Consider the following 15,305-nt stretch of genomic DNA (forward strand, 5'->3'; position numbering starts at 1 on the left):
GAGCACATCGCTGCTACCGTATGCCGGAGCAGCAATGGTGTGGAGACAGGCCCCCGTGTGGCCCCTGACTCGGCTTTTCCGACCGACAGCCAAGACCGAAAGCGGGCATGGCGCCGTCACCGGCTTTGCCGAACAGGCGGCTGGCGCATTCTCCCGTTCCGCTGCGACAGGCACAGACGTGCTGGCGAGGTCGCGCCAGCGGACCGATCCCGTCTCCACCACCGATCGTCCCGCCCAGGGCCCCAATGATGGCCCCATTGAGGGCCCCATTGAGGCCCCCAGCGAGAGCGGAGGGCCGCTTCCCTTCGCCAGCACAGGGCCGCACGGCCACCGCGCGCGGATGCGGCAGAAGCTTCTCTCCCGCGGCCCGGATGCGCTGGCCGATTACGAGTTGCTCGAGATGCTCATGTTCTTCGCCATGCCCAAGGGCGACACCAAGCCGCTCGCCAAGGCGCTGATCAACCGCTTCGGCAGCTTCGCCAACGTTCTTGCAGCCCCCCAGGGAACACTGCTCGAAACGCGCGGCCTCGGCCCCCACAGCGTCGCGGCGCTGAAGCTCGTCCAAGCCGCCGCCCTTCGCATGGCGCGGGCGGAGGTGATGGAACACCCCGTGCTGAACACCTGGGACAGGCTGATCGAGTATCTCACCGCCGTGATGGCGCGGGAGAAGATCGAGCAGTTCCGCGTGCTGTTCCTCGACAGCAAGAACCGCCTGATCGCCGACGAGGCCCAGGCGCGCGGCACGGTGAATCACACCCCCGTGTATCCGCGAGAGGTGGTCAAGCGCGCGCTCGAGCTGCACGCCACCGCCATCATCCTCGCCCACAACCACCCTTCCGGTGACCCGAGCCCGAGCCGGTCCGACATCGAGATGACGCGCATGGTGAAGGAGGCCGCGAGTGTGCTGTCCATCACGCTGCACGACCACCTGATCATCGGCAACGGACGGTGGCTCAGCTTCCGCGCGGAAGGGTTGCTGTAGAGCAGATCGCATACGGCTGGGACCAGCCGGATGCGTGACTATGCTCGCCAACAATGCAGGGGGCGGGATGACGCGTCCAGGCCGCTCGGGCAGTCTCCGCGCCACCATGATCGGCGGGGGAGAGGTGCGATGCCGTTGCTGGGCTCTGGCGTGCTGGCGAACTGGGGCGGGGTCACGCCGGAGGCGGAGGCCGACTACAACGCCTGGCACAGCCTCGAACACCTGCCGGAGCGGCTGCGCGTTCCCGGCTTCAGGCGCGGCCGGCGCTGCCAGGCGGTGGCCGGAACCGACCCGCGGCTTGCCTATTTCATGGCCTACGAGGTCGAGGCGACACCGGTGCTCACCTCCCCGCCCTATCTCGCACGCCTGAACGACCCGACGGCGTGGACGCGGCGAATCCTTTCGGCCTACGTCGCGCCATGCCGGACCGTGTGCACGGTGCTGGCCAGCCGCGGGCTTGGCGTCGGCGGTTGGCTCGGCACGGTGCAGATCGCGCCCAGCGGCGCGCGCGAGGCCGCCCGCGCGCTCGCCACCGGCCCCTGGATCGATGCCGCGATGGCGATGCCGGGCATCATCGGCGCGCATGCGGTCGAGGGCGACGAGACGCTGGGCCAGCAGCCCACCGCCGAGAAACGCTTCCGCGAAAGCCGCGGCGAGCCTGACCGCACCGTTGCCTTCGCCCTGCTCATCGACGGGCTCGACCAGGCAACGACCGCCGCGGCACTCGCCATGGCCGCGGGCATGTCGGAGGCCGCCGGTGCGGTGACAGCAACGCTCTACCGCACCCAGCACGTGCTCACCCGCGAGGACGTTGCTTGAACCCATCACGCCCGCGCGCGATAGTGCGCGAGCGTCGCGGCGATGCCGTCCGCAAGCCCTGTCCGCGTGAGGCCGGGGAACATGGCGTGCACGCCGTTGTCGGGGATCACGCCCATGATCGGCAGCGGAGGGCCGTCGACAGTGATCTCCGCCCCCGGCGCCTGGCGCATGATCTCGCGCGCCACCTCAGCCACCTCCACCACCGCGCCTGGGAGGTTGAACACGGAAGCGCCTGGCGCCGAGCCCTCCGCCGCGGCGGCGAAGGCAGCAGCGACGTCGGCGACGTAGACGAGATCGCAGATCCCGCTGAAGCCGATCACGCAGGGCTCGCCGCGCGACGCGGCGCGGCAGGCCAGCGTCGGGCCGGCGGAGAGCCCCGTCTCGCGGCCCGGCCCGTACACGACGAGAGGCCGGAACGATACGCTGTCGATCCCGTGCATCGCGGCATAGGCGCGGCCGATTCCCTCGCCCGCGAGCTTCCAGGCGCCGTAGAGGGTCGCAGGCTCCGGATGGTCGGCATGAGCGGGGCCGAACACGCCAGCGCTGCTCATTACCAGCACGCGGCCGATACCGTTGGCGCGCGCCGCCTCGAAGGCGCGCAGCGTGCCGAGCACGTTGATCTCCGCCCCGCGCACCGGCTCGGCCGCGCAGAAGGGCGTCAACACCGCCGCGAGGTGGACGATCAGGCTGCAATCGCGTGAAGCGGCCTCGAGCGTGCCGGCGGCGGCGATGTCGCCCACCACCCACTCGAACGCATCCATGCGTGGTCCGAGCAGGTCGCGGCCGATGCGGCGATCCGCCGTCATGTCGAACACCCGCACCGACCAGCCGCGATCGGCGAGCGCACCTGCGATCCACGCGCCGATGAACCCAGCCCCGCCCGTCACCAGAACACGCCGCATCCCGCCTTCTCCACTCGAAGCCCACCTCACGAACGCTTGACCGCGCTCGCGGTTCCGTCACGATGCGCGCCAATCAGAAGACTGCCGTATCGGGAGAGAACCGTCATGATCCGCCTCACGCGCCGCAGCCTTGCAGCCGGCCTTCTTGCCGCGCCCTTCGTCCGCCCCGCCATGGCACAGCGCGCGATCACGCTGCGCATCGCGCATGCGCTGCCGCAGGCGCACACCTACCAGCTCTGGGCAGAGCAGTTCCGCGATGCGCTGAGGGCCTCGGTGGGTGAGCGGATCGACGTGCGCGTCTTCCCCAACGCGCAGCTCGGCCGCGAGACGGAGTATCTCGAGGGCATGAAGCTCGGAACGATCGACGGCGCGATCCTCGGCCGCCACGGCCAGGTCGACCCGCGGCTCGACGTGCTGAACATGCCGATGATCTACCGCGACGATGCGCATCTCGATGCCGTGCTGCGCGGCGGCGGCGCGGTGCAGGTGCGCATCGACGGGATGATGTTCGAGAAGGGCTACAAGTGCCTCGGTTGGGGCGAGCTCGGCTTCCGCCATGTGACGACGCGGGCCGAGCCGGTTCGGCGGGTGGCCGACATGCGTGGCCTCGATATCCGCGTGCCGAATGTCGAGCCGTGGCTGTTCGCCTTCCGCCAGTGGGGCGCGAACCCCACCCCGCTCGACTTCTCCGAGCTCTACGCCGCCCTCCAGCAGGGCGTGGTGAAGGCGCAGGAGAACCCGCCGGAGCTGATCTTCTCGGCCAAGTTCTTCGAGGTGCAGAAATTCCTCAACCTCACCTCGCACGCCAACATCCCCTGCCAGTTCCTGCTCGGCCGCGTGTTCTGGGACCGGTTGCCGCGCGAGCTGCACGCCCCCGTCGAAGCGGCAGCGACCAAGGCGCGCGACGCCCAGGTGAAGGCCGCGCGCGAGGCCAACGCCAAGACCATCGCCGATCTCGAGAAGGCCGGCATGACGATCGTGCGCGACGTCGACCGCGCGAGCTTCGAGCCGGGCGCCAACGCCACCTTCTCGCGCTACGAGGAGCGCCTCGGCGCCGACCTCATCCGCGCAGTGCGCGAGGCGCGCGCTTGAAGGTGGGCGCGTAACGGCGGAGCGTCTGTGCATCTCGTCGCGCGCGCGCTCAGGCTCCTCCTGCTGGTGATGATGGCGGCACTCGTTGCCGCCGTCACCGCCGGCGTGGTGTTCCGCTACGGCCTCGGCGCCTCGCTCTACTGGGCGACGGAGGTACCGAACTTCCTGCTGGTGTGGATCGTGTTCCTCGGCGCCGCCGTTGCCTGGCACGAGGGCAAGCACATCGCCTTCACCGTGGTCGCGGACAGGCTGCCCGCGCTGCCGCGCCGCGTGCTCGATGTCGCGACGGCGGTGCTGCTCACGGGGTTCTTCGTTTTCCTCGTCATCATCGGATTCGAGCTCGTCGACCGCACGATGCAGAGCCGGTCGGAGGCGCTGAAGATGCCGCTCGGCCTGCTCTATCTCTGCATCCCTGTCGCGGCGGGGCTGATGGCGCTCGACACGCTGGCCTCGCTTCCCGCGCGCCTGCGCGGCACGCGATGACGCTGACGCTGTTCGTCGTGTTCGGCGCGCTGCTCATTGCCGGCGTGCCGGTCGGCATCGGCATGGGGATCGCGGCGGCGACCGCGCTGTGGATCGATGGAAGCTTCCCGCTCACCATCGTCGCGCACCGCATGGTCAACGGGGTGAACAGCTTCCCGCTGGTTGCCGTGCCGCTGTTCATCCTCGCCGGCTCGCTGGCGGGCGAGGCTTCCATCGCGACCAGGCTGGTGCGCTTCTCCGATGCGCTGCTGGGCCACATCCGCGGCGGTCTCGGGCACGTGAATGTCGGCGCCTCGATGTTCTTCGGCGGCATCTCGGGTTCCGCCGTGGCCGACACGGCAGCGATCGGCAGCCTGATGATCCCGGCGATGGAGAAGCAGGGCTACACGCGCGAGGATGCCGGCGCGATCACGATCTGCTCCTCCGTCATCGGCATCCTCATTCCGCCCTCGATCCCGATGGTGCTCTACGGCATCGCCATGGGGCAGTCGATCGGCGCGCTGTTCCTTGCGGGCCTCGTGCCGGGCATCCTCGTCGGCCTCATGCTCATGGCGGCGGTGTACGTCATGGCGGGCCGCAAGGGCTGGCCGCAGCGGGCGGAACGTGCGCGACTGCCCGAGATCAGGCGCGCCTTCGCGGAAGCGGCACTGCCGCTGCTGCTGCCGGTGTTCCTGCTGGGGGCGATCGTCTCCGGCATCACGACGGCGACGGAAGCGGGCGTCATCGGCGTCGTCTACGCGCTCATCCTCGGCGGGCTCGTCTATCGCGATTTCGGCCTGCGCGACCTTGGCGGCATCCTGGTCAACGCCGCGATCAACACCGCCATTCCCTGCTTCGTTCTCGCCACCACATCGGTCGCTGCGTGGATGATCGCGGTCGAGCAGCTGCCGCAGAGCCTCGTCGCCTTCATGGATCAGCTCTCACTCGGCCGTTTCGGCGTGCTGATGGCGATCAACGTGTTCCTGCTCATGGTCGGCTGCGTGATGGACCTGGTGCCCGCGCTGCTGCTGTTCGCGCCGATCCTCTTCCCCGTCGCCGCCGCGGCGGGGGTGGACCCGATCCAGTTCGGCGCGATCATGGTGGTCAATCTCGGCATCGGCCTGGTCACGCCACCGGTCGGCAACTGCCTCTATCTCGGGGCCGCGATCGCGCGCGTACCGTTGCCGACCCTGATCCGCGCGAGCCTGCCATTCATCGCGGTGAACATCGCGGCGCTGCTGATCATCACCTACGTGCCGGCCGTCAGCCTGACCCTGCCCCGCCTCTTCTACGGCTGAGATGTCCCGCTGCCGCCGACAAGGCCACGCACGAAGGCGATGTGCTGGCGAAGGTCGTAGAGCGGCCGGGCATAGGCGAGCGGAACATGCGTCGTCGCCACGCGCGCGGCGATGCGGTCGAGGCGCGCAAGCAGCGCGTCACGGTCGGCCGATGCCCCGTCGTCCTTCAACGCATCCTCGACGGACCGCACATCGGCGTACCAGCGGTACACCTTGCGCTCGATCTGCCAGCGATAGAGCGGCGGGGCGATGCGCGAGAGCGGCAGCAGGATGGTGACAAGCGGGATGATCAGCACCCACGCGCGCTCGATCGTCACGGCCACCCAGAAGGGAAGATAGCGCTTGAGGAAACTCGGCCCGAACCGCCAGTAGCGGTCAGCGTCCTCGTGGAGCGGCCAGTCGGTCGGGGCGGCGGCGGGGAAACTGCCTGACGCGGCGAAGACCGGCCGGCCGCGATGCGCCTCGGTCAACGCCTCCATCATCAGCGTCACGATCTGCGGGTGGATGCCCTCGCGCGCCACCACCTGCACCACGGGTGCAAGCAGGGTCACATCCTCTCCCGGGATGTCCTCGGTCAGGCTCACGCTGCCGGCCGGCAGGCGAACCGCGGCCAGGAACGGAAACGCCGCGGTGTATGCCTCGGTGCGGATGGAGAAGTCGAGCAGCGCGACCGACGGCTCGCGCAACAGCCGGTTGATCGCGGCCCCAGGTGCCGCGGAGACGAACACCGCGGCATCGATCACGCCCGTTGCGAGCGCCTCCGCCGCGTCGGAGCCGGCGAGCGGCAGCAGCGTCACGTCCGTCAGGCCGGAGCCCTCGATGATCTGCCTCGCAAGCACGCGCGTGCCACTGCCCTCGGGCCCGATGGCGATGCGAAGGCCCGAGAGGTCGCGCAGCCGCGTCGCCGCCAGGTCACGGCGGCGGAAGACCCACACGCCCTCGTGCGCGATGGCGCCGAGGGCGGTGAGCTGGGGCATCGTCTCGTCGCTGCCGACGCCGCCCTGGGCGAGGGCAAGGTCCGCCAGGGGCGGCGAGGCGGTGACGAGACGGAGGTTCTCGACCGTTCCATCGGTGGTGAGAAGCTCTGCCCGCACGCCCTGCCGCGCCAGGATGGCTGCCCAGCGGCGCGCAGCGGGAAGATAGGCTCCCCCCTCCGGCCCGGCAGCGATGATGATGGTGCGCGGCGGCGGCGGCGCGACGAACTGCCACGCCGCCACGAGGGCGGCAGCGAGCAGCAGGCCGGCAAGCCCGTATACCTTCAGGAAAGCCCTGATGGAGGTCCACATGCGGTGGCATCATAGAGCGCGGCGGCCGCGTCGCGCGAGCGGCACACGGCGCGTCGGCGGAGAGACGGGGGTCAGAGAGAGGGGGGCCAGAGAGACAGGGGCCAGAGAGACAGGGGCCAGAGAGACAGGGGCCGCGACACACCCTACACTCACGGCATGAGCAGCATCCCCCCCAGGCCCGCCCTCGGCCAGCAGGTCACTTTCCTCTATGCAGAGGATACGGAAGCCTCCTGGCACTTCTATGAGGAGGTGATGGGGCTGGCGCTCGTGCAGGACCAGGGCACCTGCCGCATCTACGAGGCGGCACCGGGCGCGCGTGCCTTCCTCGGTGTGTGCCGCGCCCGCGCAGCCCGCGCGTCGGACAATCCGCGTGTCGTCGGCGGAGTGGTGTTCACCTTCGTCGCCGATGACGTCGATGGCTGGTACGCGCACCTGTTGGCGAAGGGCGCCGCGATCCCGCACCCGCCGGCCTACAGCGAGCATTACCGCGTGCACCATTTCTTCTTTCACGACCCGGCCGGATACACGCTCGAAATCCAGCGCTTCGACAGGCCCGACTGGATCAAGCCGGCTGGGTGAACCTCAGTTGCCCATCATCGTCGAGGGCAGCCAGGTGACGATCCCGGGGAACACCGTCACGAGCGCGACGGCCGTGCACATCAGCAGGAAGAACGGCAGCGTGTTCTTCGCCACCGTGAAGATGTTCTCCCCCGTCAATCCCTGAAGCACGAACAGGTTGAACCCGACCGGCGGCGTGATCTGCGCCATCTCGACGACGAGCACGATGAAGATGCCGAACCAGAGCAGGTCGAACCCCGTTCCCTGGATGATCGGCAACACCACCGTGACCGTCAGCACGATCATGCTCACGCCATCGATGAAGCAGCCGAGCACGACGTAGAGCGCGGTCAGCACGGCGATGATCATGTAGGGGTGGAAGCCCTGCGCGCCGACCCAGGCGGCCATGGCGGCGGGGATGCGCGAATACGCCATCGCCTGCGTCAGGAACGCCGCACCGGCGAGAATGAAGTTGATCATGCAGGACAGCCGCACCGCACCCATCAGGCTGTCGCGGAACGTGGTCCAGGAGAGGCTGCCGCCCCAGGCGGACAGCGCGAGCGCGCCAACCACGCCCATCGCCGCTGCCTCGGTCGCCGTCGCGATGCCGCCGTAGATCGAGCCGAGCACGGCAAGGATCAGCAGCACGACCGGGATCAGCGCCCCGCTCTCGCTGATCTTGCGCATGAAGGGCAGCGACGGTCCGCGCGGCGGAACGAGGCTCGGGTTCAGCAGCGACCAGACCGCGATGTATCCGGAGAACAGCAGCATCAGCATGATGCCGGGCAGCACGCCCGCGATGAACAGGCGGACGATCGACACCTCCGCCGCCACGCCATAGACGATCATGATGATCGAGGGCGGAATGAGCAGGCCGAGGGTTCCCGCGCCTGCCAGGCTGCCGATCGCGAGGGGTTTGTGGTAGCCGCGCTCGATCAGCGCCGGCAGGCTCATCTTGCCGATGGTCGCGGCCGTCGCGGCGGAGGAGCCGCTGACGGCGGCAAAGATGCCGCAGCCTATGACATTCACATGCATCAGCCGCCCCGGCAGGCGCTCGACCCAGGGTGCCAGGCCGCGGAACATGTCCTCCGACAGGCGCGAGCGGAACAGGATCTCACCCATCCAGATGAACAGCGGGAGCGCTGCCAGCGTCCACGACGCCATCGACTGCCAGATCGCGGTGCCGAGCACCTTCTCCACCGGGAAGGCGTTGAAGGCAGGGAACAGTGCAGGCAGCACGACGATGCCGACGAGGCCGGTGAGCATCAGCGAGGCGCCGACCCAGATACCGAGGCCAAGGAAGGCGAACAGGGCAGCGAGCAACAGGATGCCCGCCTCGGTCAGCGCAATATCCATCCCCGCTACAGTTCCTCCGCCGCCTTCTCGAGAGCACCCGTCTCCTGCCGGCGGTAGGAGGGAACGCCACCGGTCAGCAGCACCACGAGATCGTCGACGAGTGCGATCGCGAACACGATCGCGCCGGCGGCCATCAGCGTCTGCGGGATCCAGAGGGGCGTGGCGAGCATGCCCTGGGCCACTTCCTCGAACGCGATACTGTCGGCCACGAGATCGGTTGAGGCCCAGGCGAAGAGCAGCGCCATGAACGACGCGAGCGAGAGTGCCACCGCCTCCATCACCGTGCGCGACACGCCGCGCACACGGCCGATGATGAGATCGACGCGGATATGCGCGCCATGGCGGAAGGCGTAGGCAAGCGGGAGCATCGCGCATGCGGCCATGGCGAAGGCCGTCAGGTCATCGCCCCCGGCCAGCACGCCGCCGGTCTGGCGCAACACGATCTGCGCCAGGATGAGGAACGCGATCGCGAGCAGCGCAACCGCGCCCGCGATCCCGCTCAGCAGATAGAGCGCGTCGAGGGCGCGGCGAAGCACTGCGCGGTTCGTTTCGGCTGCTTCAGATACGGGGCGTCGCCTGAACGGCGTCAGGCCGCGCGGCCGATTGCGGCGCGGTAGGCGTCGACCAGCGCCTTGCCGTCAGCGCCAGCCTTCTGCACCCACTCGTTCACCATCGTATCGCCAACCTTCGCGAGTTCCGCCATCAGCGCAGGCGGTGCCGGGTCGGCGACCGTCATGCCGCGGTCGGCGAGCTGCTGCTGGCGCGCACGCTCCTCCGACGCAGCGATGTCCCAGCCACGCTGCTCGGCCCGCTCGGCCGCGTCGCGGAGCGCCTGCTGCGCCGAGGCGGGCAGCGCATTGAGCGCGCGGGTCGAGCAGAACACGGCATTCTTGGTGCGCGTGAAGCCGACGGGAACGAAATGCTTCACATAGTCCCATGCCTGGCTGTCGACACCGGTTGCAGCCGACGTGACCATCGCGTTCACCACGCCGGTGGCGAAGGCCTGTGCGAGTTCCGACACCTGCACGAGCGTCGGCGTTGCGCCGACAAGGGTGGCGAAGCGCTGGGTCGCTGCGTTGAAGGTGCGGAACTTGGTGCCGCGAAGCCCGTCGAGCGTGGCGAGCGGGGTGTTGGTGTAGAAGCCCGACTGCGGCCACGGCACCATGTAGAGCAGCGTGATGCCCTGCCGCGCAAATCGGGCCTGAACGAAGGGGCGTTGGAGGCCGGCGAGAACGCGCGCCTGGGTGAAGGAGGTGACGAGCATGGGAATGCCGTCGATCTCGAACATCGGGTCTTCGTTGCCGTAGGCCGAGAGCAGGATCTCGCCCATCTGCACCTGGCCGGTCTGCACGCCGCGCTTGATCTCGGGCATGCGCAGCAGCGAGGCGTTGGAGTGGATGACGACGTTGAGGCGACCGGTGGCGGCGGCCTCCGCGTCCTTCACGAACTCGCGGATGTTCTGGGTGTGGAAATTGCCGTCAGGGTACGGCGTGGCGAACTGCCAGCGCGCGGCCTGGGCAGAGGCCGTGTTCCCGAACGGAGCGGTGACGCCAGCACCGGTAACAACAGCGCCGGCGGCGCCCAGCAGAAGCGAGCGACGATCCATCACACAAAGCCCCCCAAGGCCGTTGTTGCCGCACCCCGCGCTGGCGGGATGCCCTGTCAGGCCGTCATGTCACAGAAATCGGCCCCATCGCGCAAGGGGGTGCGCAAGGGCCAGATGGCGGCATCAGTGGTCGCGGTCGCCGGTCCGCGCTGCATCGGCGGCGTCAAAGTGCCGCTTCAACAGGGTGAACAGGAACAGCACGAAGCCCACGAACATGATCAATCCAGCCACGTAGAAGGCCGGGTCGGTCGCGGATGCAGCCATGAGCAGGCCGGCAAGCGCGATCACGATGCCGATCGTGCCGAAAATCACTGCGGATGGGGTCATGGTGTGGTCTCCCGGTCAGGTGGCCCAGACGTTGGGCGTGTCGGTGGCAATGGGGATGTCGGCGGCTTTGGGCTTGTCGGGTCGTCGTCGAACAGGATCCGGTGAGCGGCGCCGTCGAGATCGTCGTACTGCCCGCTTCGCATGGTCCAGAGGAAAGCGCCGAGTGCGAGGCCGCCCAGCAGCAGCGACAGCGGGATGAGCAGGATCAGCGCGTCCATCGACCCTCCCCACGCTCGACCCTGAGCGCATTGAGCACGACCGTGATCGAGGAGGCCGCCATCGCCGCAGCCGCGATCGCCGGCGTGACGAGGCCCGCGACGGCAAGCGGCACGGCGATGACGTTGTAGGCGAGCGAGATCGCGATGTTCTGCCGCACCAGCGCCTGTGCCTTGCGCGCGACCGTGACGGCCCAGGGAACGGCGGAGAGACGCTCGCCCTGGAACACGATGTCGGCTGCCGCCTGCGTCACATCCGCCCCGCTTGCCGGCGAAGCCGAGACGTGCGCCGCGGCGAGCGCTGGCGCATCGTTCAGCCCATCGCCGACCATCAGCACCCGATGGCCTTCGGCCGCGAGGGCCGAGAGGCGCGCCAGTTTTGCTGCCGGATCGGCCTCTGCCTGCCAGTGCGTGATCGCCGTCGCCGAGGCAGAAGCTGCCACCGCCTCGGTGCGATCACCCGACAGCAGCGAGACGGGAAGCCCCAGCCTGCCGAGCGCGGCGACCGCCTCTGCCGCATCGTCGCGGGGTGCATCGGCGAAGCGGAACACGAGGGGGATGCGCCCCGGCCGCGCGAGCCAGAGCTCCATGCCCGCCCCCGGCAGCGTGCCGGCGAAGTGTGCATTGCCGAGGCGGATCGTTCCGCGATTGGTCGGCAGGGAAAGCCCCTGGCCCGGATGCTCGATCACGCCTTCCGCCGCTGCCGCGCCGGCAGACTGGGCCAACGCACGGGCGAGCGGGTGCCGGCTTGCCGCGGCAAGCGCGCCGGCTTCCGCAAGATCGGCCGTCGACCATGCGCCGGGCAGGAGCGTGGGCCGCCCGCGCGTGAGCGTCCCGGTCTTGTCGAGAACGGCCATGTCGGCTTCCGCCAGGCGCTCGAGCGCAGAGCCGGAGGTGACGAGCACGCCACCCCGCATCAGCCGCCCCGAGGCCGCGACCTGTACGGCCGGAACCGCGATGCCCAGCGCGCAGGGGCAGGTGATGATCAGCACGGCAACGGCGTTGACGAGGGCGGGCTGCCACGCGACGCCGAACACGCCCCACCACAGCAGGAAGGTGGCGGCAGCCAGCGTGTGCACCACCGGCGTGTAGAGCCCGGCGACGCGATCGGCCAGCGCGCGGTGGCGGCCGCGCCCTGCCTCTGCCGCCTCCATCATCCGCACGATCGCGGCGAGCACCGTGTCGCCGCCCGCCGCCGTCACCGTGACGGTGAGCGGTGCGGCGAGGTTCAGCGTGCCGGCCTGCACCGCGCTGCCGGGTGCGGCCGCGCGAGGCACCGCCTCGCCCGTCACCAGCGACGCATCGATCTCGGAACGACCCGACAGCACCGTGCCATCGACGCCGATGCGCTCGCCGGCCACGACGAGAACGCGCTCACCCACCCTGACGGCGTCGGGCGCGCGCGGACGGGCAAGCCCGTCCTCGCCGATCACCGAGACGGGCGCGCGGTTGAGCGCGAGAAGTTGCGTCGCTGCACGCCGCGCGCGGCCGCGCATCCTGCGGTCAAGGAAGCGGCCGACCAGCAGGAGGAACACGAGGGAAACGGCGCTGTCGAAATAGGTATAGGGCCCGCCGCGGATCGTCTCGGACAGGCTCATCGCGGCGGTGAGCAGGATGCCGAGGCTGATCGGCACGTCCATGTTCGTCCGCCCGGCACTGAGCCCGGCCAGGGCGGAACGGTAGAAGGGAAGCCCGCACCAGAGGATGGCGGGAAGCCCGATCAGCGCCGCGAGCCAGTGCATCAGGTCGCGCGTCGCAGGTCCCATGTCGCCGCTGCCATGCCCCGCCCAGACCGCGACGGACACGAGCATCACGTTCATCGACGCGAAGGCGGCTACGCCCATCGCCAGCAGGAGCCGTTTCGTCTCGGCATCGTCGGATGCGGCGAGGCACGCGGCATCGAAGGGCGCGGTGGTGAAGCCGAGCGCGGCAAGCCGCGCGCCGAACGCATCGGCCCGTGCGGCCTCGCCACGCCAACGGATCGTCAGTCGCCGCGTCGCCAGCGCCTGGCGTGCCCAGGTGATGTCGGGCTCGCGGGCGAGCACCTGCTCGATCAGCCAGGCGCAGGCCGCACAGGTGATGCCGCCCACGAGCAGCGTGATGGACTGCCCACCCTTGCCATCGGCGACGGCGCGGGCGGCGAGGTCGTGGCGCGGGGCATCAGGCTCCGGTCGCGGTGCCGCACCTTCGGCGCGCGCATAGAACGCCGCGAGGCCCAGGCCGGAGACGAGCGCGTGCGCGGCCTCGCACCCATGGCAGCAGAAGCTCTCCGCACCCGGCGGCAGCGGTGCGGCGCAGTGCGCGCAGAGGGAAGCCGATTGCGCCGGCGCGGCAATGACGAACGGCGACTGCGCCGTCATCGCGCCACGAAGCGCTGGCGATAATCGACCGGCCCCTCCTGGCCGCCACCTTGGCCGCCGCCTTGGCCGCGGCGTGTCTTCATCCGCACCTCCCATTGGCCGGGCCGGGGCAGCGTCACCGGTGCCGCGTACAGCCCGGGGCCGACCTCGGAGAAGGCGAGTGCGAGCGGCTGGGGCGCTTCGAGCGGGCGCAGCAGCACAGCCTCGACCGAGAGCCTGTCGAGCGGTGCCGCCGCGGCATCGCGTGCGGTGACGACCACGGTGCCCGACAGCGGATCACCGGTTCCCGGATGCCACGCGACGGAGAAGTTCCAGCCGGTGCGCGCCTGGCGCTCGGCTTCGGCGATCACGGCGTTGTACTGCCGCCCACGCTCATAGGAACGGTCGACCGTCGTTCCCGCGAAGGTCGAAAGCGCGAACCACGCCATGATCGCGTTCACGATGACGACGACCGTCATGCAGCCGACGAACACCCAGGGGATCCAGCCGTCACGTCCTGGTCGGGGCACAGCGCTGCTCATCGCTTCGGCGCCAGGAAAACGCTGTCGGATGCGACCACGATCTGCCCCCTCTCATCACGGACGACGAAGCGCACGGGCGTGCTCTCCGGCAGGCGCGATCCTGCTGGCGCGGTGACATGCACGCGATGCGCCGTTACCCCATCGGCGCGGGTGGACAGCACCGGCCGCTCATCCGGCGCGCCGACGACGGCGACGATGGCCCCCGCAAGCCCCTCGACGGCAAGCGCGTGCGTCGGCTCAGCGTAGCCCTTGTTCCAGAGCTTCACCGTGAAGTTGTTCCGCACAGACCCATCCGACAGGGCGATGTAGACGGGCGCGCGATCACGCAGCACGGCGAGTTCCGTCGTCGAGCGGGTGAGGAACACCACGAGCATGGCGAGGGAGACGGCACCGAGGACACCGGCGTAGATGAGCGTGCGCGGACGGATGATGCGGCGATCCGCAGTCGCTGTCGCGCCGGCTTCCTGGCGCGCGGGGCCGGGCGGCAGGGCAGCGCAGGCGGCTTCCGCCGTCTGCATGTGCGCGAGCGTATCGAGCGCGATCAGGCCGCGTGGGCGGCCGACCTTGTCCATGATGGCATCGCACGCATCGACGCAGAGGCCGCAGCCGATGCATTCGAGCTGCTGGCCATCGCGGATGTCGATGCCGGTCGGGCACACGTTCACGCACTGGCGGCAATCGACGCAATCGCCCCTGTCATCCCACGCCTCGCCCTGCTTGTGCTTGGCGCGCGGCTCGCCACGCCAGCCGCGATAGGTGACGATCAGGCTGTTCTCGTCGAGCATCGCGCCCTGGAAGCGCGGCCAGGGGCACATGTAGGTGCACACCTGCTCGCGCGCCCAGCCGGCGAGTGCGTAGGTGGTGAAGGTGAGGATGCCGAGGAAGGCGTAGGTCCAGCTTCCCGCCCGGCCGGTGAGGATGTCACCCAGCATGGTCGGTGCATCGCCGAAATAGAGGATGAAGGCACCGCCGGTTGCCGCCGCGATGCCGATCCAGACCGCGTGCTTGGCGAGCTTCTTCGACCACCAGGCCCCGTTGCGCGCGCCCTGGTCAAGCCGCATGCGGGCGTTGCGGTCACCCTCGATGCGGCGCTCGACCCACATGTAGAGGTCGGTCCACACCGTCTGCGGGCAGGCATAGCCACACCAGACGCGGCCGAACAGCGAGGTGACGAGGAACAGCGCGACGGCGGCGAGGATGAGCAGGCCCGTGACGAAGTAGAGCTCGTCCTGCCAGATCACGATCGGGCCGAGATAGAAGCGGCGGCCCGCGAGATCAACGAGCAGGAGCTGGTCGGGTGCTGCACCGGGCCGTGACCATCGCAGCCAGGGCAGCACGTAGTAGACGACGAGGGCGGCCAGGAGGATCGCCCACTTGGCGTTGCGGAAGCGGCCCTGCACGCGGGCGGGATACACCTTCACATGCTCGGCGTAGAGCGGGGTCGGCGCCGACGCGCCAACCGCCGCTGCGGCCGGCTTCAGGGTTGTCGGCGCGTCCATGGGCATGCGCTCCGGGGCCGCC

At 69.6% G+C, this 15,305-nt stretch carries 16 protein-coding genes; 6 read left to right on the forward strand and 10 right to left on the reverse strand.

Going from position 1 to position 15,305, the window contains the following annotated elements; genetic code table 11:
• Positions 1–256: 256 nt before the first annotated feature.
• Both radC and Q0C38_RS19540 read left to right on the forward strand, forming a co-directional pair.
• A complete protein-coding gene (radC, locus tag Q0C38_RS19535) occupies positions 257–982 on the forward strand; it encodes a DNA repair protein RadC (RefSeq protein WP_408870050.1) in 726 nt (241 codons plus the stop codon).
• A gap of 129 nt (positions 983–1,111) precedes the next feature.
• Positions 1,112–1,801 (forward strand): hypothetical protein, encoded by a 690-nt coding sequence (locus Q0C38_RS19540; RefSeq protein WP_291298805.1) that lies wholly within the window; start codon positions 1,112–1,114, stop codon positions 1,799–1,801.
• 5 nt (positions 1,802–1,806) lie between these two features.
• Here Q0C38_RS19540 and Q0C38_RS19545 read toward each other — a convergent pair whose 3' ends face one another.
• Positions 1,807–2,703, reverse strand: coding sequence for an NAD(P)-dependent oxidoreductase (locus Q0C38_RS19545; RefSeq protein ID WP_291298806.1), 897 nt, complete (start codon positions 2,701–2,703; stop codon positions 1,807–1,809).
• Positions 2,704–2,808: 105 nt separating this feature from the next.
• Here Q0C38_RS19545 and Q0C38_RS19550 point away from each other — a divergent pair, with 105 nt between their 5' ends.
• Genes Q0C38_RS19550 through Q0C38_RS19560 form a run of 3 tightly spaced genes read left to right on the forward strand, consistent with a single transcriptional unit; the run spans position 2,809 to position 5,555 of the window.
• Entirely contained in the window at positions 2,809–3,795 is a 987-nt protein-coding gene (locus Q0C38_RS19550) for a TRAP transporter substrate-binding protein (protein WP_291298807.1), read from the forward strand.
• 27 nt (positions 3,796–3,822) lie between these two features.
• Complete coding sequence (locus Q0C38_RS19555; RefSeq protein WP_291298808.1) at positions 3,823–4,278, forward strand: TRAP transporter small permease; 456 nt, start codon at positions 3,823–3,825, stop codon at positions 4,276–4,278.
• Complete coding sequence (locus Q0C38_RS19560) at positions 4,275–5,555, forward strand: TRAP transporter large permease (protein ID WP_291298809.1); 1,281 nt, start codon at positions 4,275–4,277, stop codon at positions 5,553–5,555. Before Q0C38_RS19555 ends, Q0C38_RS19560 begins: the two co-directional genes overlap by 4 nt.
• Here Q0C38_RS19560 and Q0C38_RS19565 read toward each other — a convergent pair.
• Positions 5,546–6,841 (reverse strand): TAXI family TRAP transporter solute-binding subunit, encoded by a 1,296-nt coding sequence (locus tag Q0C38_RS19565; RefSeq protein ID WP_291298810.1) that lies wholly within the window; start codon positions 6,839–6,841, stop codon positions 5,546–5,548. The genes Q0C38_RS19560 and Q0C38_RS19565 overlap by 10 nt on opposite strands.
• A gap of 156 nt (positions 6,842–6,997) precedes the next feature.
• On the opposite strand from Q0C38_RS19565, the gene Q0C38_RS19570 reads away from it, so the two are divergent.
• The gene (locus tag Q0C38_RS19570; RefSeq protein WP_291298811.1) at positions 6,998–7,420 is read left to right on the forward strand and encodes a VOC family protein; all 423 of its coding nucleotides are present in this window, start codon (positions 6,998–7,000) and stop codon (positions 7,418–7,420) included.
• A gap of 3 nt (positions 7,421–7,423) precedes the next feature.
• On the opposite strand, the gene Q0C38_RS19575 is transcribed toward Q0C38_RS19570, so the two are convergent.
• The 8 genes from Q0C38_RS19575 to ccoG all read right to left on the reverse strand — a co-directional run bounded on the left by Q0C38_RS19575 (position 7,424) and on the right by ccoG (position 15,283).
• Complete coding sequence (locus tag Q0C38_RS19575) at positions 7,424–8,755, reverse strand: TRAP transporter large permease (protein ID WP_291298812.1); 1,332 nt, start codon at positions 8,753–8,755, stop codon at positions 7,424–7,426.
• Between the two features lie 5 nt (positions 8,756–8,760).
• Positions 8,761–9,291 carry a TRAP transporter small permease subunit gene (locus Q0C38_RS19580; protein WP_291298813.1) on the reverse strand — a complete coding sequence of 177 codons (531 nt, stop codon included), beginning with the start codon at positions 9,289–9,291 and terminating at the stop codon, positions 8,761–8,763.
• Between the two features lie 50 nt (positions 9,292–9,341).
• Positions 9,342–10,361 (reverse strand): TRAP transporter substrate-binding protein, encoded by a 1,020-nt coding sequence (locus tag Q0C38_RS19585; RefSeq protein WP_291298814.1) that lies wholly within the window; start codon positions 10,359–10,361, stop codon positions 9,342–9,344.
• 123 nt (positions 10,362–10,484) lie between these two features.
• Positions 10,485–10,688, reverse strand: a complete 204-nt coding sequence (locus tag Q0C38_RS19590; protein ID WP_291298815.1) for a hypothetical protein — start codon at positions 10,686–10,688, stop codon at positions 10,485–10,487.
• On the reverse strand, positions 10,685–10,906 hold the full coding sequence (ccoS, locus tag Q0C38_RS19595) for a cbb3-type cytochrome oxidase assembly protein CcoS (protein WP_291298816.1): 222 nt from the start codon (positions 10,904–10,906) through the stop codon (positions 10,685–10,687). The genes Q0C38_RS19590 and ccoS overlap by 4 nt, the downstream gene beginning before the upstream one ends.
• Entirely contained in the window at positions 10,894–13,263 is a 2,370-nt protein-coding gene (locus Q0C38_RS19600; protein ID WP_291298817.1) for a copper-translocating P-type ATPase, read from the reverse strand. The genes ccoS and Q0C38_RS19600 overlap by 13 nt, the downstream gene beginning before the upstream one ends.
• Entirely contained in the window at positions 13,260–13,784 is a 525-nt protein-coding gene (locus Q0C38_RS19605; protein WP_291298818.1) for a FixH family protein, read from the reverse strand. The genes Q0C38_RS19600 and Q0C38_RS19605 overlap by 4 nt, the downstream gene beginning before the upstream one ends.
• A complete protein-coding gene (gene ccoG, locus Q0C38_RS19610; protein ID WP_291298819.1) occupies positions 13,781–15,283 on the reverse strand; it encodes a cytochrome c oxidase accessory protein CcoG in 1,503 nt (500 codons plus the stop codon). The genes Q0C38_RS19605 and ccoG overlap by 4 nt, the downstream gene beginning before the upstream one ends.
• Positions 15,284–15,305 lie beyond the last annotated feature (22 nt).

Origin of the sequence: Elioraea sp., assembly GCF_022842375.1 — a bacterium.
GTDB lineage: Bacteria > Pseudomonadota > Alphaproteobacteria > Acetobacterales > Acetobacteraceae > Elioraea_A.

Coding starts and splice junctions, on each gene's coding strand:
- Q0C38_RS19540 (WP_291298805.1), top strand. CDS start 1,112: ATGCCGTTGCTGGGCTCTGGCGTGCTGGCGAACTGGGGCGGGGTCACG.
- Q0C38_RS19545 (WP_291298806.1), bottom strand. CDS start 2,703: ATGCGGCGTGTTCTGGTGACGGGCGGGGCTGGGTTCATCGGCGCGTGG.
- Q0C38_RS19550 (WP_291298807.1), top strand. CDS start 2,809: ATGATCCGCCTCACGCGCCGCAGCCTTGCAGCCGGCCTTCTTGCCGCG.
- Q0C38_RS19560 (WP_291298809.1), top strand. CDS start 4,275: ATGACGCTGACGCTGTTCGTCGTGTTCGGCGCGCTGCTCATTGCCGGC.
- Q0C38_RS19565 (WP_291298810.1), bottom strand. CDS start 6,841: ATGTGGACCTCCATCAGGGCTTTCCTGAAGGTATACGGGCTTGCCGGC.
- Q0C38_RS19570 (WP_291298811.1), top strand. CDS start 6,998: ATGAGCAGCATCCCCCCCAGGCCCGCCCTCGGCCAGCAGGTCACTTTC.
- Q0C38_RS19575 (WP_291298812.1), bottom strand. CDS start 8,755: ATGGATATTGCGCTGACCGAGGCGGGCATCCTGTTGCTCGCTGCCCTG.
- Q0C38_RS19585 (WP_291298814.1), bottom strand. CDS start 10,361: ATGGATCGTCGCTCGCTTCTGCTGGGCGCCGCCGGCGCTGTTGTTACC.
- Q0C38_RS19590 (WP_291298815.1), bottom strand. CDS start 10,688: ATGACCCCATCCGCAGTGATTTTCGGCACGATCGGCATCGTGATCGCG.
- ccoS (WP_291298816.1), bottom strand. CDS start 10,906: ATGGACGCGCTGATCCTGCTCATCCCGCTGTCGCTGCTGCTGGGCGGC.
- Q0C38_RS19600 (WP_291298817.1), bottom strand. CDS start 13,263: ATGACGGCGCAGTCGCCGTTCGTCATTGCCGCGCCGGCGCAATCGGCT.
- Q0C38_RS19605 (WP_291298818.1), bottom strand. CDS start 13,784: ATGAGCAGCGCTGTGCCCCGACCAGGACGTGACGGCTGGATCCCCTGG.
- ccoG (WP_291298819.1), bottom strand. CDS start 15,283: ATGGACGCGCCGACAACCCTGAAGCCGGCCGCAGCGGCGGTTGGCGCG.